This is a genomic window from Pseudomonadota bacterium, assembly GCA_041395565.1.
In the GTDB taxonomy this organism is placed as follows: Bacteria; Pseudomonadota; Gammaproteobacteria; order UBA9214; family UBA9214; genus UBA9214.
Genome location: JAWLAI010000009.1, coordinates 101,714 through 122,407, shown reverse-complemented (window position 1 = coordinate 122,407; position 20,694 = coordinate 101,714). Strand labels below are relative to the sequence as shown.

Sequence of the window (20,694 nt, the reverse complement as noted above, 5' to 3'; positions counted from 1 at the left end):
ACGCGCCGCGCAGCGGTCGTCGCGGCGACATCTGGTTCTATTCGGGGCGCAGAAACCCGGCGACCACCTTGGGCTGCAACACTTTGCTGCTACTGCGCTGCGCGCTACCTTCGTGCGCGGGTTTGAGTCGGGTTCGGTGCCGCAGCCAGGAAGGTCCAAGGTGGGGCTGAGCAGATCCATTTTCCGCCATACTGCGATCTACAGCGCAGCCATGGTCATCGGCAAGCTGTCAGGGTTCCTGATGCTGCCGTTCTACGCGCATATCTTTCAGACCGAGGGCTATGGCGTCATCGCCATGATCGAGACCAGCCTCGGCATCCTCACGGTATTGCTGGCGGGCGGCCTGCAAACGGCAATACTCCGGATCTACCACGAGCAGCCGCCGGAGCGGAAGGCGCTGGCGTTGGGTACCGGCATGCGCCTGGTCTGGGGGCTGGCCGTGGGTCTGGCGCTGCTGCCGTTCATATTCAGCGTGCCGCTGAGCCGGCTGATACTCGGTTCGCCGGAGTACTATTCGCTGATCTGCCTTGCTTTGACCACGTTCGTCATCGATGTGGCCGGGCAGAGTGCGAGTACCTTCCTGGTTATCAAGGAGCGCTCCGTACTCTATTCATTCATCGGTCTGGTCCGGATGTTTCTCGGGATCGGGCTGAATATCTGGCTGGTTCTGATACTGAAGGTCGGGCTGGTCGGCGTCTTCATCTCGTCGCTCATTACGGCCGCGGTGGCCTCGCTGGTGTTCCATATCGTCGCCATCCGGGATCATGGTTTCGGCTTCGACCGCGAGATCTCCGCTCAGTTGCTGCGCTTCCAGCTGCCGATGCTGCCCGGTGATATCGTGTCCTTCCTGGGGCGCCAGGCGGAACGGATCCTCGTGCGCATCCAGATCGGACTCCAGGGTGTGGGCATCCTGGAAATGGCCTACAAGTTCCCGCCCCTGCTGAACCTCTTCATCTCCATCCCGTTCCAGCGGGCCTGGCGCACGAAGAGCTTCGAAATTGCCGAGCAGCCGGCTGCGCCGGTCGTGATGGGCATGATGCTGACCAGGTATTTCTATCTGCTGGTATTCGCCGGCCTGATACTCGCGGTAACGATACCCCAGATTCTTGAGCTGATGACGCCGCCGGAATTCTGGCCGGCGGTCCGAATCACCCGGGTGGAAGTTGTCACGACCATCTTGTCCAGCTGCAATACCTTCATGCTGTTCGGAATCTTCTACAGCAAGCATACCCGGTTGATATCGCGGATGGTGATCATCCTGACCCCACTCAAGATCGCGCTCGCATACGTCCTGATTTCGACATGGGGGCTAACGGGAGCGGCGTACTCGGCGGCTATCATTGCCGCGATCACGCTGATGTGGAGCAGCATCCGGTCGCAGCAGTACTATCCGATCGCGATCGAATACCGGAATCTCTTCCTGATCGTCATCAGCGCAGTGATGCTGTTCTATGTGCTCGAAGGCAACCGTTATGCGGATTTCGCGCCGGCGGTCTATCTGCGCACGCAGCTCATGCCGGGCCTGGTCGATGCCCTGCAAACCACCTGGATGGGTAGCTGGAAGTCGGGCAAGCTGATCGAGCTGTTACGCGAACGGGAGGAGCCCTTCGTCATCATGCTGTTCAACCTGCTGTCCTGCATGACGTATGCCGCGCTGATCCCGCTGGTGTGGAAGCCGGAGCCGGAGCAGGGCGAGGCTTCAGCATGAACAGCCAGGCGTCCACGCGCGGGTGGTAGCTGCGTTACCTAGACGTTGTAGATACCCGTCTTGTACTTTGCCAGATTGCCTGGCTGCGTGAACCAGGCGATCGTCTTGCGAATGCCTGCGGCGAGCGTCTGTGGTTGTCTGCGTCCCAGCAGGCGTTCGTACTTGGAAGTGTCACACAGCAGCCGGAATACCTCGGAGGCCTGCGGTCGGATGCGCGCGGGGTCTACCGTGAACTCCACCTCCTGTCCCATTTCCTGTGCGATGAGCTGGAACAGGTCGCCGATGGATATCTCCGTGCCGGAACCGATGTTGACGGTCTCGCCGATCGTGGCCTCGGATTCCCCGATCGCGACCAGCGCGGCACAGGTGTCGGTGACGAAGTTGAAATCCCGCGTGGGCCGGACGTCCCCCACCTTGATATCGCGTTCGCCGGCGGCGATCTGTGAGATGATCGTCGGGATGATCGCCCGCGCTGACTGCCTGGGCCCGTAGGTGTTGAACGGCCGCGCGATCGACAGCGGCAGCTCGAACGAGTTGTGGAAGCTCATGGCCAGTGCATCGGCGCCGATCTTGGAGGCGCTGTAGGGGGACTGGGGCTGCAGTGGGTGCTCCTCGTTGATCGGCACGTATTGTGCGGTACCGTAAACCTCGCTGGTGGAGGTGTGGACGACGCGGGTACAGCCGTTGCGCATTGCCGCCTGGCAGATATTCAGGGTGCCGCGGATGTTGGTATCGACATAGCTGTCCGGCGCGACATACGAGTACGGTATGGCGATCAGCGCTGCGAGGTGGTAGACGGTGTCGATGTCTTCCGTGATCCTGGCGCAGAAGTTCGGGTCACGGACATCGCCGGTAACGACCTCTATCGCGTCGAGACCATCGATGTCCTCCAACCAGCCCCAGCTGTTGAATGAGTTGTACTGCGCCAGGGCGCGGACCTTGCCGGCCCTGCCGGCCAGATATTCGGTCAGGTGAGAACCGATGAAGCCATCGGCTCCGGTGATCAGCACTGCTTTGTCGCCAAGTGACATAGGGTTCAGCCGGTTACCATGTTGGTCAGAAAGGGAGGCCGCACTATAACCGGCCCGGTTGCAATTTACAGGTCAGCCGCGCCGGGCCGGCGTGTCCGCAGCTGCCGGGCTGCCGCCCGTGCCGGCTCCAGGCCTGCTTGCGCTACCGCGATTGGGGCGCACCGTTCCGCGTGCCAGGAAGCGGTATGGCGCGTCGGCCGCGAACAATATATATTAAATACAGCAAGTTAAAAAATTTCATCCGCCCGGTTCCCGGAGCTCCGGCGGATTGCGCCGGAGCGGCGGTGGCGGTCCCTCGATAGCTGCAGCTGGCCGCAATCCAGGCCGTTTGCACTATTTCGTCCACTGGGCTTCAGGCTGTACCGCTACCCGCCGAATCTCTTCAGTGGCAGCCGTAGTTGGGCTATTATTTCACCGATTTATGCGGCATACCAGAAATGCATGACGCGGTTCCAGGTATGTCCCGCAGGTTTGATGAGCGGCTGCGCGGCGGCCGTTTGGGACAGTGACGCCACTCAACCCGCAAAGGATTTCCTGTGTCATTCCTGATCAGTAGCTCCACCATCGGAGGGCTGATCAAGGCCCCTGCAATCGGTAAATCAGGTGACCGCTTGTTTGTAATTTTTCAGCTCCGGCGTCTGGTTGCCGGCAGCGATCGGGATGCAGGACAGGCCATACAATGACATCCATCGAACTGCTTTTCTGGTTCTCGGTTGCAGTACCGGTTTATGTTTACGCCGGCTATCCGCTGCTGGTCCTGCTGCTGGCGCGTTGTGCCGGCCGCGCGGTCCGCCAGGGCGATCTCGAGCCCTTCGTTTCCGTGGTGATTGCCGCGTACAACGAACGGCAGGTCATCCAGGCGACGGTGGAAAACAAGATCGACCAGTTGTATGACCCCGAAAAGCTGGAGATCGTGGTGATCTCCGACGGGTCCGTGGATGGCACGGACGATCTGGTAACCGAGCTCTGTAACCGCTACCCGGGCAGGGTGCGGCTGCTGCGGCAGGATCCCAGGGCCGGGAAGACCTCGGCGCTGAACATGGCCTTCGCTACCCTGCGTGGTACGATCGTGGTGTTCTCCGATGCCAACTCCTTGTATGCACCGGATGCCATCCGCAAGCTGGCGAGAAATTTTGCCGATCCCGCAGTGGGTTATGTAACCGGCAAGATGGTCTATGTCAGTGAAGGTGACAGCGCGACGGGAGAGGGATGCTCCTCGTATATGCGCTACGAGAATTTCCTGCGCGAGCAGGAAACCGCGGTTGGCTCCGTGGTCGGCGTTGACGGCGGTGTCGATGCCGTGCGCAAGGAGCTGTTCGCGCCGATGCGGCCTGACCAGCTGCCCGATTTCGTTTTGCCGCTGAGCGTGGTCGGGCAGGGCTACAGGGTCGTCTACGAGCCAGAAGCGGTACTCCGGGAAACGGCGCTGAAGAGCGGCGCGGACGAGTATCGCATGCGGGTCAGGGTATCGCTGCGCGCACTGTGGGCGCTCTGGGATATGCGCCATCTGTTCAACGTCTTTCGCTACGGCCTGTTTTCGGTGCAGCTACTGTCACACAAGTTGCTCCGTTACGCCGTCTTCATGTTTCTCATCAGCGCCGCCATATGCAATCTGGCGCTGATGTACGAAGGCCCGGCATACCGATTCCTCTTGGCCGCACAAATAGGCTTCTACCTGCTTGCCGGTTGGGGCTATACCCGGAGTCGTGCCGGCCAGCGCAGCAGGGTGGGTTATCTCCCGTATTACTTCGTACTGATCAACCTTGCCGCGGCACAGGCCTTCGTGAAATTCCTGCTGGGCAAGAAGCAGGTCGTCTGGGAGCCGCGCACGGGATGAGGCGCGGATGTGTATGGATGTTATATTCGGCCGTTAAACCGAATTTCACGCCGTAGCTGGTCCTATGACTCATCGTATTGTCTTTCTTATCGATTCGTTTACCGGGCCCTGGGCCGGAACCGAGCGCCAGCTATGGCATCTTATGCAGGGACTGGACCGACAGCGTTTCGCGCCGCACCTGGTGCTGTTGCGCCACAGCGATTATTCGCTGCAGGCGCGTGACTGGCCCTGCCCGGTCGATGTGATCGGTATCGAACGGCTGGCCAGTCCCGCTGGGCTGTGGGGGCTGCTGCGGCTCGCACGGCTGCTACGACGTCTGGATGCGCGGGTAGTGCATGCCTTCTTCCAGGACGCTTCGCTGCTCGGCCCGGTGGCCGCGCGACTTGCAGGCGCGCGGTTCGTGGCCGGACGCAGGGATATGGGCATCTGGTACAACCCGGCGAATCTGCGTCTGTTGCGACTGAGCAGCCGGCTGGTGGATGGCGTCATAGCTAACAGCAAGGCCGTCCAGGCGCTTGTGGCGAGGGAAGAGCATATTGCGGCGTCGCGTATCTCGGTCATTCGCAACGGGCTGGAACCACCGGCAAGTCCCGGGGTCGTAGACCTGCCGGGCGATATCCCTGCGGGCGCGCCGGTCATCGGTATCGTCGCCAATCTGCGGCCCGTCAAGCGTCATGCCGACCTGATACGTGCGTTTGCCGGGGTCAGGCGCACCCTGCCCGATGCACATCTGGTGATCGTTGGCGAGGGTGGCCTGGAAGGGGAACTGCGGCAGCTGGCCGCGGCGGAAGGCGTTGGCAGCAATACGCACTTTCTCGGCCGGATCGAGGAACCCGTCGGGGTCATCAGGAGATTTACCGTGGCGGCACTCTGTTCCGAATCCGAAGGCCTTTCCAACGCATTGATGGAATGCCTCCGTGAAGGCAAGCCTGCAGTATGCACGGATGTCGGCGGCAATCCTGAGCTGGTCACGGCAGGCAGCAACGGTTTTCTCTATCCGGTTGGCAACGTGGATGACTTGACGCGGCATCTGCTGCGGCTGCTGACGGATCCGGGATTGCTGCGTGAGATGAGTGCGGCAGCGGTACGGTCGGTTGCAGCAATGACCATCGAGAATATGGTGGAAAAGCACATGCTGTCGTACGAAACCTTGTTGCAGGCAGCAAGCCGCCAGGGCGGGTTGATCGAGGAAGATGGCGGCAGGCAGGTTGGTGCCGGTTGCACCAAGGGAAAAGAACACACATGAGTCGCGAGACGGTCGCTACGGACTCTGAACCGGATCAGCGCAGGCAGACCGGCGGCATGGCTAAGGCCGTGCAGCGGTTTGTCTCTGCGCGAATTTTGAACCGATTGTCCGATATCAAGGCACACAGCATCAGACTCGATACGCTGGCGGAACTCCGTGTCAGCCAGTGGCGACCGCGCCAGGAACTCCTGGCCGGCCAGCGTGAACGGCTCAGAGAGCTCCTGATACATGCGGGCAAGCACAGCCCGTATTACCGTCAGCTATTCGCCCAGGCGGGTTTCAATCCCGCTACAGGCACGCTGGAGCAGTTCGCCAGCCTGCCGCTTCTGGACAAGCATACCGTGCGTAACCGGCTTGACGATCTGCTGATGGAGGGGGCGGACAAGGCGCAACTCGGTTTGCACAAGACGGGTGGCTCTACCGGACAGTCGCTGACGGTTTATTTCGACAAGCGCTGGGAAGAGCGCCGCAATGCCGATGCGATGCGATCCGATGAATGGGCGGGGTGGCGGCTCGGCATGCAGGTCGGTGCCGTATGGGGCAATCCACCCGTGCCGGCTTCCTGGTATGAACGATTCAAGAGCCGCTGGCTCTACTGCATGGACCTCTACCTGGACACCATGAATATGTCGCCGCAGACCATGGATGCATTTGCGGCGCAGTGGCGCGAGCGGGGCGTGGACGTGCTCTTCGGTCATGCGCATTCGCTTTATATTCTGGCCGATTATCTCAGGACGCGTGGGGATCACGGGATCTATCCTGTCGGTATCATCGCGACCTCCATGATGTTGCTGGAGAATGAGAGGGCGGTGATCGAAAAGGTTTTCGGCTGCCCTGTGACCAACCGCTACGGCTGCGAGGAGGTCGCACTGATCGCATGCGAATGCGAGCGGCACCGGGGTATGCACCTGAATATAGAGCACCTGTATATCGAGTTTCTCAATGACAGGCTGGAGCCGGCGCAACCTGGGGAAACTGCGGAGATCGTCGTGACGGATCTCTATAACCGGGCCATGCCGCTGATTCGCTACCGGGTCGGTGATATGGGTGCGTATTCGGAGCGTGTCTGTGAATGCGGGCGTGGCTGGCCGATGCTCGAGCAGGTGATCGGGCGCACGGCAGATTTTCTCAAGCGCAAGGATGGCTCCCAGGTGGCGGGCGTGTCGCTGGTCGAGCGTACATTGACAGCGATACCAGGGCTTGCGCAGATGCAGCTGGTGCAGACCGCGCTGGACTGTATCGAGGTAAACCTCGTTCCTGGTGATGACTTCACGGAGGCTACCATCGAGCAGCTGCAGGCGGAATTCAAACTGGTCTTCGGCGCTGACCTGCGCTTGAATGTGCATCGTCTGGAGCAGATTCCGAGGGAAGCCTCGGGGAAATACCGTTTCGCAAAATGCCTGGTGTAATCACGCGATGAATAATCAAAACAGTCTGGTAAGTGTAGTCATTGCAACCCACAACATGGCCCTGTACCTGCCGGACGCAGTTGAGTCAGTGCGTGCGCAAACATATTCTCCACTGGAGATCATCATCATCGACGATGGTTCGACTGATGACACTTCAAAGGTTGTGGCGCAGTGGGATGGCGATCCGAGGGTGCGTTATATCTATCAGGAAAACCAGGGACAGACCAGGGCAAAAAATCGTGGCATTGCAGAAGCGGGCGGTAAATTCATCGCATTTCTGGATGGGGATGACCGCTGGCGGCCGACCAAACTCGAAAGGCAGATGCCGCTGTTCGATGTGAATGAGCGTGTGGGGGTCGTGCATAGTGACGAGGTGTTCATCGACGAGCAGGGCAGGGAGATCGGGAAGCGCCAGGTCGAGCGTCCCCAGGGCCGAATTACCGAGCAGCTATTGATAGATAATTTCGTCGAATTCGGCAGCGCGGTGGTTCGGCGCGAGGCATTGGATAAGTTGGGTGTTTTCGACGAATCTCTGTCGATGTCCATTGATTACGACCTGTGGCTGAGGCTGTCTACAGCCTACGATTTTATGTGCCTGGACGAACCCATGCTCGAGTACCGGATATGGGGCGGGCAAATGTCACACAAGATGCTGCAGCGGACCGATTGCATTTTGCGGGTGCTGGACAAGTTCGAGAATGAGCATGGCCATGTGGTTGGGAAATCCGCGTTGCGCAAATCGAAAGCGTCGACTTATGTCACGCGTGGTTTCGCACGTATGTCCAGCGGGGAAGGGCGTATTGCCGCGTTCCGTGAGATGCTGCATGCCATAAGACTGGATCCACTGAATGTTCCAGCTATAAAGGGGCTCGTCAAGATTCTCCTGGGCAGGAAGTCGTAGCTAGTTATGTGGTGATGGTGCATTTCCGAATATTTCCGGCTGTGCCTGGACATCATCAGTGCTCATCATGATTGCGACAATTGGATGAAAAATTGCTGTACCTGTAAGTGCGCAATATCTAAGCCAGGTGTATGTCCCATGCGGCAGCAGCCGTGTTCTGTTTATGTATGTGCGCCAAGTCAACGGACTATAACGAGGCAATCTAGATGATAACTGGCAGGGATATCATTATAAATTCACCGCAGCACTGGGGTGGCTTGTGGGTGAGCAAACACTGGATATCAAGTGAGCTATCCAAGAATAACAGGGTCCTGTTTATAGAGCCGGCGCTTTGGGTTGCTGGTCTGCTCAGAGGCAAGGGTTCCTGGCGTCTTGATGGCGTGAGGATGCTGCATGGGTATAGGAAGGTTCAGGATAACTTGACCGTCTTTACGCCAAGACTTTGGCCGTTTAGTGCAAGGAACGGAAAGACTCTGCATGAGGCAATCGCGAAAATGTCCGCAGATGCTGTTGAAAAGTGCGGTTTTCACGAGCCGATTCTCATCAATTTTGGGACCAATCCGTTCCTTGTTAAGAGCATCAATCCGAAGACCTCCATCTACTATTGTGTGGATCCGGCATTCCCGGAGCCAGGTGAGGAGGAGTATGAAAGATTGACGTGTTTGCAATCGGATTTGGTGTATGCCATTTCTGATGCATATGAGCAGCGTCTGGCTCAATTCGTGCCGAATGACAAGATTACTGTGATACCCCACGGGTTCCCTGTTGTGGAAGCGCAGGCCATTCTTGCGGATACTGATCACGAAAGGCCCGACGAGCTGCGTGATATACATGGACCTATTCTGGGTTATGCAGGATCAATCCATGATTCCTATGTTGATATCGATCTGGTTGAACGCATCGCAACAGAAGTGCCTGATGTGACGATTGTCATGATTGGGCCATACAAAGACAATCCGATTGGTCGCAATCTGTCGGCCGAAGGGTTGCGGAAACTGCAGTCTATCCCGAATGTGCGGTTGCTCGGATATCGACATTTTAACGACTTGCCCAATTATGTGCGTTACTTTGACGTGGCGTTGATCCTGCACAGGATGGAGAAGATCGGACAAGAGGCAAAGACGCAGATGCGCACGCCATTTAAGTTGTTACAGTATCTATCGCAGGGCAAGCCGATAATTACACCGCCGCTGTTCGAATTATTCCAGATAAAGGAAATGATATATATTGCAGACAGCCATGATGCTTATCTAGATGCGATACATTCTGCGCTCAAGGAAAATCCTGTTTTGAGGGATCGGCGCATGTCATATGCGCGTGAATTTTCATATCAGAAAATTCTCGATCGTATTGAGGCGCCTATTGTGGCATTCGAAGGAATATAGGTATTTGTTCGGTATTACCCGTATGCCGGTATCCGTGTGAACTCATTAAGCTCCGAATATATTGGGATCGAGTAAGTAATAGATTTGTGGCTGCTGCATGGCCAATGCTATGGCAGCTAATCATTATTCGTGTGACCGCAGGAGACCTTTGGCGCCGGGTGCGAAACGCATGTCATGGATGTGCTGCATGCGGATGAATGGCCGGTGTCTTGGGTTTGCGCGTTTCAAACGTGCGCACCAGCAGCGCTTGCCGCTTCTGCGTATATTTCCATGTACCTGGCGCCCATGGCGGCCAGGTCGAAGTGCTGGCGCTGCTCTAGCGCGGCAGCATTGCCCAGCGCCCTTGCAACCTCGGGGTTGGCATGTAGCGTCGCTATAGCATCTGCGATAGCGTCGGGATTTTCGGGGGGAACCAGCAGTGCGGTGCGGCCATGTTCCAGTATCTCCGCCAGGCCGCCCACGCGAGAGGCAATGATCGGCAGGCCCAGTGACATTGCCTCGAGTAATATATAAGGGAGGCCCTCATGGAGCGATGGCAGCAGCAGGGTGTCGGCATGGGCGAGATACCGGTACACATCCGACTTGAAACCCAGGAACCGGACTTGCGAGGCGACACCGAGTTTGTCCGACAGTGCTTTGAGGTAATCAGTCAGTGGACCATCGCCAATTATGTTCAGCCGCACAGCCTTCGGGGTCGAGGGGTGCGCTATGGCCTTGACAGCATGCGCTATGCCCTTGACTACATCCACACGGCCAGCGATCACTATGTGATAGTGACCGGTATCAAACTCGGTGGGGCGGGTATATCGTTCGGGTGATAATGGTTCGATGCCGTTGTAAACGACGTGCTGCCGAATTCCACCGTGTTGATTCATGAGATGCTTATGGAGATCATTGGTGACGTAGCATACTGTCGCGCATGACCTGCGAGTTGCCCATAAGTCGAGGCCGGAATACAGGCGCGCCTTCAACGCATCGATCATTCGGTCCTGGAGCGGTTCTATCATGCCATGCTCGGTCTTGACCGTTACAATTCCACAGGAATGCCCGCAGAGACTGGTAAGCACCGTGGCCTTGTAGCCATGCACATGAATGACGTCCGTTGGACTCGCGGTCAAGACAGCTCTGAGTCTGAAGACTTGACGTGGATCAAATGGGAAGCGGAAGTGAATAATGGTGGGCTCTATGCCACGATCACGCAGCTCGCGGGCGAGTGTCCGATCATGGAAGAGTATGACCTGTAGATGATCGACTCGGCTAGACAGATACTCCGCGAGTCCGAGCAGATGTCGCTCGACGCCACCAAACAACTCGCCGATAGATATAACGGTAACCCGTAAAGAAGCTTTCATATCACAACTGGCTGGGATCCAAGCATGCAAATACTATAACATAGGTGTTAATGAACGAAGTGCATTGTGTCAAGAGTGGAGTCTAATATTATGACCGTTAGTGGTAGACACCTGCCCATGCTGGGTATAAGTATATCTGGGGCTTTGTCGAGTAATTTGCAGAGATCTGAGAACATCATTCTCATAAAGAAATTCTTATCACATAAAGCCTGAAAGTCTGACTAGTTTACAATTGGTGATCCACGTTTATATCAGTGAATGCGGTACGCGCGGCGTGGTGGGTTAATTAACTTCTGGATGTATGAATGAGTTGTTTGGATTGCGGATCTGCATAAAGTGATTCAATCATATTTTATATGTATAGTAATGACCTATTGCTGTGAAGATTCCGATACGTAGTATTAGGAATACTTCGGTTTTTTATTGTCAATATGGAAATTAAATCATGAGTATCGGTGAGTGGATCCTGCTGTCTTTATCTAGAACACCGGGTAAGGCTGACTACGATCAGGGTGATTCTGAATTAAAAGTTGACAATGCGTTAGATTTGCTATCGCGCGTATATCCAAGCTTTAGTTCGCTCGTTTCAGGAAAGCGCGTCGTAGACTACGGTTGCGGGATTGGTTATCAAAGTATTGCGCTTGTTAAAAGATATGGCTGCGCTGTTATGGGTGTAGATTCAAATGAAAAAACATTGGCGATAGCCGTGGAAAATGCAAAGGCGCATAACATACCATCAGATAGTTTAGTGTTTGCGGAGTGTGTTTCGCCTGAAATGTTAAGCGGCTTTGATGTGGTTATATCTCAAAATAGCTTTGAACATTTTCGTGATCCAGAAAAAGCTCTCAATGAAATGGGAGCCCTTCTGAATAGTACTGGTATAGTTCTTCTTACATTTGGCCCGCCGTGGTTTTCGCCTTATGGAAGTCATATGCATTTCTTTTGTAAGGTGCCATGGTTAAATATCCTATTTTCTGAGAGAACTGTAATGAATGTACGGAGTCGTTTCCGAGAAGATGGTGCGATTAGATATGAGGATGTTGAGTCAGGGCTTAACAAAATGACGATAGCGAAATTCGAATCTATTATTTCCTTATGTGGTTTGCGCGCTCAATACAAGAAATATGAATGCGTAAAAGGTATGAATTGGCTTTCAAGAGTGCCGCTGCTGAAGGAGTTATTCGTAAACAATATTTCAGTAGTTCTTTCACATGCAGCATAGATTGGTATATGAGTTGACGTATCACTGTCACTGAGCTTGGCGACATGTTAAGAATTGATAATTTCAGGCTGATTCCCGTGCGAACACAGTCAGCAGTTTCATGCTTGGCGAAAGGTGTGGATCGACATGGTAGTGGCGGGTATACCATGTATCATTGGTAGTTCGGGCGACCACTCGGCTTGCAAGCCAGTGATATTTCAAGCTGTGTGCAGCGTGATGGCAGTTCATGTTCTCAAAAAATACATTTTGGATTGGTTGACCCGATTGAATGAAAATCAGCTTCAAGTGGCCTGGCATGATGAATATAACTGCTCCATGCTGGTCTGTTCCGGGCTGTTAGCCACAATAGTTGTACGGCGAGCAAAAAAGGTTTTGCGTGCTAGCAGATGATCGGAAATCAATAAGTCACTTCTAGTATGGCACGATAGCGATTCATGTCATTGATTACAGCCGCACACAAATGCGACGACTATTCGCTAATTAGTAACTGAGAAAAACATATCGGTGAATGCTCGTTCATCCTGATGGGTGCAGCCATAGTTACGCGTAGACGCGTAAGTTTATTGCGGTATTGATTGCGGACCTGTAAGCCATCTTCTACGTAAAATGGCGTGCGCTACTGTGATTGTGCACAAGTTCCTTGGTCTGAAGCATATCTTGCGGCGTCTGACAACCATGCTGCTAGTGTGCGTCAGTGGTCGTAACCGCCTCCGCAGGGTTAAGTCAGAGCGTTCCTTGTGCGGATGACAGCCAAGCGAACGACTGAATCCGGTCAACCGGCTGGCTGGGGATTGTTCGCGTTCTCATGCATTAATTTCCGCGAAGATTAGGCCATGGGCGCCATTATGCCGACGAAATACGATTTTCAGTGTAGATCATGTTGCCGCCGTGCCATGCTGGCGTGCCAGGTTAGGCGCTGAGTTCCTGGTCTGGCTGTCTTCAGGATAGAAATTATTTGGACTAAGCTGAAACGCTTATGCTTCAGTCTGGGATCTCCCTGGGCTCGCTCAGGAGGCTAAATATTATCTGTCGAGCTGCTCCAGGAAATGAAGTCCATCAGTATTTGGAAGCCCACATACAGCATGTCTCTGATTGCTGGGAACACCTCATATGCAGCTCACTAGCTGTCGAACTCGAGTAGTCATACTATTGTAAATATGAGGCGTTAGGTCTGACTGAATGATTCTTAAATCAGAGCACAAATGGAGTTGAGTGGTTCAAGGATGTAAAAATGTTATCTATTGTATGCGCAGCCAATATAGTCTTTGATCTTCGTTGCATGAATGTAATATTCAACGATCCCGTTAGTATCATAAAATGATGTGTAGAGCGTATCGGTATCGACTAGTGCAATTCATTAGAATTCTACGCTTTGAAAATAGCAATTGGAGTCAGAAGGAAAATTGGTATGCACCTCAGCAAGCAGTTTTTTAAATATGGCATCTACTATCCTGTAGTTGCCTACAAGGCTGGGGATATACGTGCGCCGCTCCGGAGGCTGCGGGCGACAGAGAGGCAACCACGTGATTTGATGAATACGCACAATCTGGCGCGCCTGCAAACGCTGCTGCATCATGCCTATCAATACGTTCCGCTCTTCCGGGAGAAGCTGAACGCGCAGCATGCACCTCGTGTGGAAGATCTGTCGGACCTGAAATACGTCCCGCTGCTGACAAAGCAGGAGATCCAAAGCGATGCCGAAAGATGCCGTTCAAACCAACCATTGGGGCGACTCATCAGCAAGACCACTGGTGGCTCAACTGGCCAGCCGGTTACCATATACAAGACCCGCTCTGCCTGGCTCTGGGAGCTCGCGGCAACCTGGCGTGGGTACGGGTGGGCCGGCATCGATATCGGGGATCCCCAGGCCCGTTTTTGGGGCGTGCCCTTGCACAAGGACGCGCGGCTGCAGGCGCGCCTGACAGATTTTGTCTGTCATAGATACCGTTGCTCGGCCTTCGCATTCGATGAGGCAGATCTGGCGCGCTACCTGAGAGAGTTGAACAGATTCAGACCAGCCTGGTTCTATGGGTATGTGTCAATGCTGTCGGAGTTTGCCGATTATGTCCTGTCGTCTCCGGAGCGCTGGCGGCTGGCTCTGACCTGCGTGATTACTACCAGTGAAGTCCTCACCCAAACGGTGCGGGAGAAGCTGTCCCAGGCATTCCATGCGCCGGTATTCAACGAGTACGGCTGCGGCGAGCTGGGTACCATTGCCCACGAATGTGAGGCAGGCAGCATGCATATTTCAGAAGAGAACATGTTGGTCGAAATCCTGGATGGTGATCGTGTTTGCAGTCCCGGAGAGATGGGGGAGATCGTGGTTACCGAATTGAATAATTACGCCATGCCGCTGATTCGTTACCGCACCGGTGATTTTGGATCGATCAGCGCCGGGAGCTGTTCCTGTGGTCGGACGCTTGCGGTGCTGGAGGGATTGTATGGCCGTGCTTACGACATGGTACGAACCCGCCGAGGTCAGTCATTCCATGGGGAGTTCATGATATACATATTCGAGAACATCAAGCGCCGGCAAGCTGGAATCAAGCAGTTCCAAGTGGTGCAGCAGGATCTGGACCGTTTCCTGGTGCGCATTGTCCCGGAGCAAGGTTATGGACCCGCCGTGGAGTCTGAAATCACCAGGGAGATCCGGGCCAATGTGGACCCTGATGCTAATGTTCTCTTCGAGCAGGTTTCTGCGATCGAACGGGCAGCGTCAGGAAAGATGCGCGTGATCGTTGGCATGGGCCGCTGATCAGTCTGCATCACGCCGCTCACGATCATACGCCCAGTTAACCACGATCAGATCATGTCTGATAAGCGGAAGAACTCATTATGTGCGGCATAGCAGGAATGTTGAGTCTCGATGGTGCCAGGCCGGCTGACAGTGAGATGCTGGCTAGAATGGTCGATTATATTGCCCATCGCGGACCCGATGATAAAGGTGTGTATATCCAGGGGCCGGTCGGTCTGGGGCACAGGCGGCTCTCGATTCTGGATATCGAGGGCGGTCACCAGCCATGGCTCGATCAGGGGCGGGGCAGGGCTCTGGTCTACAACGGAGAAGTCTACAATTATCGTGAGCTGCGTTCGAAACTGCAGTCCCGTGGGATGTCGTTCCGGTCCAATTGTGATACCGAGGTTTTGCTGCAGATGGCGGAGCCGGGTGAAGACGATTGGCTGAATTCGCTGAATGGCATGTTCGCCTTCGCGCTCTGGGATGAAAGGTTGCAGGAGTTGTATCTGGCCCGGGATCGCCTGGGCATCAAGCCTCTGTACTACACCCTGCACGATGGCAGGTTCTATTTTGCATCGGAAATCAAGGTCCTGCTGGCTGTCGGTCTGCCGCGCCTTGTAAACGAGAAGGCCGTACCGGAGTTCCTTGCATTCCGCACGGTATCTGGTAGCGAGACCATTGTCCGAGGCATTTGGGCCCTGCCGCCTGGACATGTGTTGCGTATCCGCCCTGGGGATGCGGCACCACGCATCGACAAGTTTTGGGATGACGTTGCAAATGACGGCAGCGCCTGGGCTGACAAGACGCTGAACTATGAAGAACAGTTTCATCAGCTCATCGAGAGCGCCATAAGATATCGACTCATTGCCGATGTCCCTGTGGGAACCTACAACAGCGGCGGCGTTGACTCCAGTCTCATCACTGCAAAGGTGAGGCAGCAGATGGATGGCGAGCTGCACACTTTTTCTGTCGGTTTCATGGAAGACGAGCACGACGAGAGTCAGTATGCCCAGGTGGTCGCCGACCGGCTTGGTACCCATCATCATACCCTGGTCATGAGCGGTCGCGAGTATGCCGATGCCTTGGAAGAAACCGTGTGGTATTGCGACCAGCCCATCAATCATGCCCATACGGTGCAATTACTGCAATTGAGCAGACTGGCCAAGCAGTATGTGACAGTGGTGTTGACCGGCGAAGGGGCGGACGAGCTGTTCGCCGGTTACCCGCGTTACCAGATTCCCATGCTGGCCGCCCGGCTGGCCGTGTTGCCGGGACCCTTACATTCCGGTCTTGGCCGTCTCCTGGAATTATTGCACATGCGACGGCTGGTCAAGCTCTTCGAAGTTAGCAGTGATCTGGATCGAAGCATACTGGAGGGCGCGCGTTTCTGTTCCCTGAGTGAGCTCTCTTCCGCCGGAATCACTGATTTCATCCCAGAAGCGCGGCGGGAGCTTTACCGAGTCACCCGGAGTAAGGGCCTGAGTCGTCTGGAGCAGGTGCTGTCCTTCGACCGCGGTACCTATCTGCCGGCTTTGCTGGACAGGCTGGATCGCACAACCATGGCGAGCGGAGTCGAGGCAAGGGTGCCATTCCTTGACTATCGCCTCGTTGAGTGGAGCATGCGCATACCTGAAGCATTCAAGATGAAGATCGGGCGCGACAACAAGATCCTGGTCAAGAAGCTGGCAGCCCGAATATTCCCGCGCGAGATGATATATCGACGAAAAGTCGGATTTGGCGTCCCGGTTGGCAAATGGTTTCGGGACAAGGACGGTCTGGGCAGATATCTGGATCTGGTCACGGATGATACCTTTGCTGCGCGTAATTATTGTGATGCTTCCCGTGTGCGCAAGCTGGTGGAGCGGCACAGGAATGGAGTATCGGATCATAGCGATGTGTTATGGGGTTTGGTCTCGCTGGAGCTCTGGCAGCGTACATTCATTGATCGTGTAATGGATTCGCCGGGCAAGTCGATGTCATGAGCGCAAGGACTGACAAGATTATCTGGGTCAGCTGGGAGAGACACCGCCGAACACGCGGCATAGTCGCAGCCCTGGACATACCACTGTTCGAGTTCCACTCCCGTCATGGACGGTGGTTGCGTCATCCGGCTTTCGTGCTGAAAACCATTATTACCCTGGTGCGTGAACGACCCGATGTGCTCATAGTCCAGAACCCATCGGTATTTTCACCATGCTCGCCATATTGCTGCGACCACTGTTGCGTTACCGCTGGCAGACGCCCATAATGCGGGAGTCTATGCCTGCGAAGAAGCCTGTCAACAAGAAATTCAATGCGATCTACCCTTCATGCACCGGCACACTGATCTGACGCTCGTTACCAATTCCGTGCTGGCCGACATCGTCACGCGCAACGGCGGCCAATCATTCGAGCCATCGATCCGCTGCCCGATTTCACCAGAAACTATGCAAAGACGACGGTACCTCTGGTGCTGCCAAAGACGGGCCGGCGCGGGTTACGTTTGTGTGTACATTTGCACGCGATGGAACCTTACGAGGAAGTTCTGGGCGGCGTTTCATTGCGCCCAGAGGTCACTGTGCAGGTGACGGGCAATGTTGAGGCCCATCGCGACAGTTTCAGGACCGAGCCCCCCGATAACGTCGTCTTCACAGGCTTCGTGCCGGATGCCGACTTTGTCACATTATTGCGAGAGTCAGACTGCATCATCGATTTGACGACCTTGCCGGACTGCCTGGTCTGCGGGGCGTACGAGGCGACCGCCCTGGGTGTTCCAGTGATACTTTCGGATACCGCTGCCAACCGGGAGATATTCATTCCTGGCGCCGTCCTGGCCTCGAACAATGCCCGCGACCTTGCGCGCGCAATACGTGAAGTCTTGCGGCATAGAAGGGAACATCAGGCCGAAATGCAGATCCTGCGCGAGCACCTTGTCCGCAGGTGGGAACAGCAGTTTGGCCGGTTCAGCCGCTGGCTGGACGGCAGTACCCTGTGAAAGCGCCGACAGGCCGATACTGACAGCTTGCTGCCGCTGGGATGACTCCAGGACGCGTGTGCCCCCAGGAATGGCATCGCAAGCATATGAATAAAAAGGCTTAAATATTCCGCACGCGCCTGCAGGTCGTGTCGTTCGGAATGTGTGAATTGGTCATCATCCTCCGGGTTTGTTTGATGCAACAATTTGTTTTGTGGTGCATAAATAGATTTGGCTGACGTGCGGGAAGGGTGCGAGCCGAGAGCCTGGTTGCTGTCGTGACATGGCAACAATTACGCAAGCTTATCAGCATGATGCAACTGACTATGGCGTGTTTTTCAGAAAGTACCATGAATTCAACTGGTAGCTTATTTCAGGCATGCCGATGCAGATCAAGCAAGCCGGGCGATGGAGGATGTAACAGGTGACATCGCTCACAGCAGTCATGTCGCGAACAGGCGACAGAAGGGGTTGCGTATGTTTGTCTTATGCCGGATTGCCGATAGAGTTCAAGTTGGAATATCAACCTGATACAGAGGGATAGGGGTGAATGGTATATTGCTTGCATAGAAATGCATCTTAGCAATCATCGACCTGCCCCTGTGTCAGTCAATCACAAGGCGTACGCAGAACGATAACCCGAGACGGGTTTAAGCACGCATTGGAATTGATTGCACATAGTGTTATCGGGGTGCGTAGTGTTAACTATTGCGAATTGCGCCAAATCAATGGATGAAGAGGGTTAGTCATGACGTCAATCGGGCAAGTACGGAAATCATTCTTGATTTCAGCATTATTGTTCGTAACGCAATCATATGCAGCACCGGCAATCAATGGTGTCACTGGTGTACTGGATAACAATAATTCGATTGCAATATCCGGTTCCGGATTTGGCACCAAGTCAACCGTTGCGCCTGTGCTGTGGGACAAAGTTGACAACATCGCAGCATATTCAAAGCTGGCGAATGGCGCATCAATTCCTGTCGGCGGCGCAAATCCCTTCGACCAGAATGAAGGTCCAAACGGATCGGGAGCTGTCAAGTACAATACCTCTGACCCTCAGCGAGGCAACAGTACCGCGCAGTATTCGGCAGCGAACAGGGGGGTTCTTGGCGGTTTGACGTGGTCCGCGACCGACTACACCTATGTATCCTGGTGGTTCAAGTATGACAGATCAGTATCGGGTGGTGATCATTCGTCCAAGTGGATTCGACTGTCTGATTCTTCAGACCTGACGGGCCATACTTTCTCCTGGACGCAGATGCACAATTACTTAGTTGGTTCTGGTACTGAGTGCACGCTGGTGTGGGCTACTACAGGCAACAGCCCCAACGAATGGCTTTTTTATGAGGCATGGTTCGATACGGCTGCAAAGAAATACATAGTAAGAGTGAATGGTAAGATAGTGTCTAACTCATCTTGGACATCGTCGTGTTCCTATCAGATCAACGAGTTGTGGAAAATAGGATTCGATGGCGGTGGCAATTCACCGCCCAGCATGGCATGGTGGATGGATGACATTTATGTCGACAGATCTTTTGCCCGCGTAATGCTCGGTAATGCACCAACCTACTCGGGGTCAGACCAATTTGAAATGCAGGTGCCTTCGGCTTGGTCTGCGAGTTCGATCAGTGTGACGGTAAATACGGGCGCATTCAATTCAGGATCGACGGCTTACCTGTACATCGTGGATGCCAATGGTAATGTCAACAATTCAGGCTATCCAGTCGTAATCGGCGCGGCAGGTACCTCCCAGGCTGGAGGCGCGACGGGCGGTAGCACGACGGGTGGGAGCACCACGGGTGGCAGCACCACGGGTGGCAGCACCACGGGCGGTAGCACCACGGGCGGCAGTACCACGGGCGGCAGTACCACGGGCGGCAGTACCACGGGCGGCAGTACCACGGGCGGCAGTACCACGGGCGGCAGTACCACAGGTGGCAGTAGCTCAAGCCAGGTTGGTGCAATTGCCAGCTCCGAATGCGCGAATCCTCCCGCGGGAACGGTGTTCTGCGAGGACTTTGAAGGACCCAATCCCAAGTCGAATTTCGATGACTATGATGGAAATCCCGATTCGGAGAACCAGGTGATATCGGATAATGGTCCCAGCGGGGATGCATCCAATAGCGTGATGCGCTTCAGGGTGCCATCCGGGCAGTCGGGCATTTCAGATGTAATCAAGGTATTGCCCGGCAGCTATGACAAGCTCTACACCCGTTGGTACTTCAAGTACGAAGCAGGCTTCGACTTCAATGCGCAGAACCACGGTGGCGGATTAGCGGCTGGTGGCAGAGACCTTGTAGGGCAGTCTGGAATCCAGCCAACCGGTAGCGACAGGGCGGGTTTCTACGTCCAATACGAGGCGGGCTCTGCGCAGCCATTTGCCTACAGCTACTACCGCGGCATGTACCAGGACTGCAGCGATCCCAATGGCAGTTGCTGGGGTGACTCGTTACCCTGTGTGTATGGTTCTTCCTACTGCACGAAGCCGCAACATCTGCCACAGGCGACGATGCCGAGTCTAGAGGCCGGTAGATGGTATTGTGTGGAAGAAATGGTGGATATGGGGACGCCGACATCCAGTGGCCAGGCGGCAAATGGCCGGTTTGCGCTCTGGCTCGATTCGGAGCTGCTGGGTAACTACAGTGATCTCTGGATCAGGACGACGGCCGCGCTGAAACTGGAGAATCTATGGTTGGGCTTGTATCACCATGACGGCAGCCACTCCAATGTGGGGGAGCTGATCGATAATGTCGTCGTGTCTACTCAGCCGATAGGATGCGGTGACGGAAGCTCGGTAGTCAGTCCACCGCTGCCTCCTTCCGGCATACAATAAACCTGAAAGTGGTAATGACCGGGGCTATCAGAGCCCCGGTCTTTTTTTTGGGAGATGTGATTCCGCAGTTGTTCCGT

At 55.0% G+C, this 20,694-nt stretch carries 13 protein-coding genes; 11 read left to right on the top strand and 2 right to left on the bottom strand.

The window, feature by feature from the left end:
- The first annotated feature begins 160 nt into the window (after positions 1-160).
- Positions 161-1,708, top strand: coding sequence for a lipopolysaccharide biosynthesis protein (locus tag R3F42_14890; protein MEZ5543306.1), 1,548 nt, complete (start codon positions 161-163; stop codon positions 1,706-1,708).
- A gap of 38 nt (positions 1,709-1,746) precedes the next feature.
- On the opposite strand, the gene R3F42_14885 is transcribed toward R3F42_14890, so the two are convergent.
- Positions 1,747-2,739 carry an NAD-dependent 4,6-dehydratase LegB gene (locus R3F42_14885; GenBank protein ID MEZ5543305.1) on the bottom strand — a complete coding sequence of 331 codons (993 nt, stop codon included), beginning with the start codon at positions 2,737-2,739 and terminating at the stop codon, positions 1,747-1,749.
- Between the two features lie 679 nt (positions 2,740-3,418).
- On the opposite strand from R3F42_14885, the gene R3F42_14880 reads away from it, so the two are divergent.
- The 5 genes from R3F42_14880 (at position 3,419) to R3F42_14860 (ending at position 9,517) form a co-directional block, all read left to right on the top strand.
- The gene (locus tag R3F42_14880) at positions 3,419-4,576 is read left to right on the top strand and encodes a glycosyltransferase family 2 protein (GenBank protein MEZ5543304.1); all 1,158 of its coding nucleotides are present in this window, start codon (positions 3,419-3,421) and stop codon (positions 4,574-4,576) included.
- 64 nt (positions 4,577-4,640) lie between these two features.
- Entirely contained in the window at positions 4,641-5,822 is a 1,182-nt protein-coding gene (locus R3F42_14875) for a glycosyltransferase (protein MEZ5543303.1), read from the top strand.
- 104 nt (positions 5,823-5,926) lie between these two features.
- Positions 5,927-7,231 carry a phenylacetate--CoA ligase family protein gene (locus R3F42_14870; protein ID MEZ5543302.1) on the top strand — a complete coding sequence of 435 codons (1,305 nt, stop codon included), beginning with the start codon at positions 5,927-5,929 and terminating at the stop codon, positions 7,229-7,231.
- 7 nt (positions 7,232-7,238) lie between these two features.
- Positions 7,239-8,132 carry a glycosyltransferase gene (locus tag R3F42_14865; protein ID MEZ5543301.1) on the top strand — a complete coding sequence of 298 codons (894 nt, stop codon included), beginning with the start codon at positions 7,239-7,241 and terminating at the stop codon, positions 8,130-8,132.
- Between the two features lie 263 nt (positions 8,133-8,395).
- The gene (locus R3F42_14860) at positions 8,396-9,517 is read left to right on the top strand and encodes a hypothetical protein (protein ID MEZ5543300.1); all 1,122 of its coding nucleotides are present in this window, start codon (positions 8,396-8,398) and stop codon (positions 9,515-9,517) included.
- 224 nt (positions 9,518-9,741) lie between these two features.
- On the opposite strand, the gene R3F42_14855 is transcribed toward R3F42_14860, so the two are convergent.
- On the bottom strand, positions 9,742-10,869 hold the full coding sequence (locus tag R3F42_14855; GenBank protein ID MEZ5543299.1) for a glycosyltransferase family 4 protein: 1,128 nt from the start codon (positions 10,867-10,869) through the stop codon (positions 9,742-9,744).
- 445 nt (positions 10,870-11,314) lie between these two features.
- Here R3F42_14855 and R3F42_14850 point away from each other — a divergent pair, with 445 nt between their 5' ends.
- The 5 genes from R3F42_14850 to R3F42_14830 all read left to right on the top strand — a co-directional run bounded on the left by R3F42_14850 (position 11,315) and on the right by R3F42_14830 (position 20,617).
- Positions 11,315-12,091: a class I SAM-dependent methyltransferase gene (locus R3F42_14850; protein ID MEZ5543298.1), complete on the top strand. Its 777-nt coding sequence runs from the start codon at positions 11,315-11,317 to the stop codon at positions 12,089-12,091.
- Between the two features lie 1,408 nt (positions 12,092-13,499).
- The gene (locus R3F42_14845) at positions 13,500-14,846 is read left to right on the top strand and encodes a hypothetical protein (protein ID MEZ5543297.1); all 1,347 of its coding nucleotides are present in this window, start codon (positions 13,500-13,502) and stop codon (positions 14,844-14,846) included.
- Between the two features lie 80 nt (positions 14,847-14,926).
- Positions 14,927-16,810, top strand: coding sequence for an asparagine synthase (glutamine-hydrolyzing) (asnB, locus tag R3F42_14840; GenBank protein MEZ5543296.1), 1,884 nt, complete (start codon positions 14,927-14,929; stop codon positions 16,808-16,810).
- Positions 16,811-17,331: 521 nt separating this feature from the next.
- Positions 17,332-17,802, top strand: a complete 471-nt coding sequence (locus R3F42_14835; GenBank protein ID MEZ5543295.1) for a glycosyltransferase — start codon at positions 17,332-17,334, stop codon at positions 17,800-17,802.
- A gap of 760 nt (positions 17,803-18,562) precedes the next feature.
- Positions 18,563-20,617 carry a hypothetical protein gene (locus R3F42_14830; protein ID MEZ5543294.1) on the top strand — a complete coding sequence of 685 codons (2,055 nt, stop codon included), beginning with the start codon at positions 18,563-18,565 and terminating at the stop codon, positions 20,615-20,617.
- Positions 20,618-20,694: the final 77 nt, after the last annotated feature.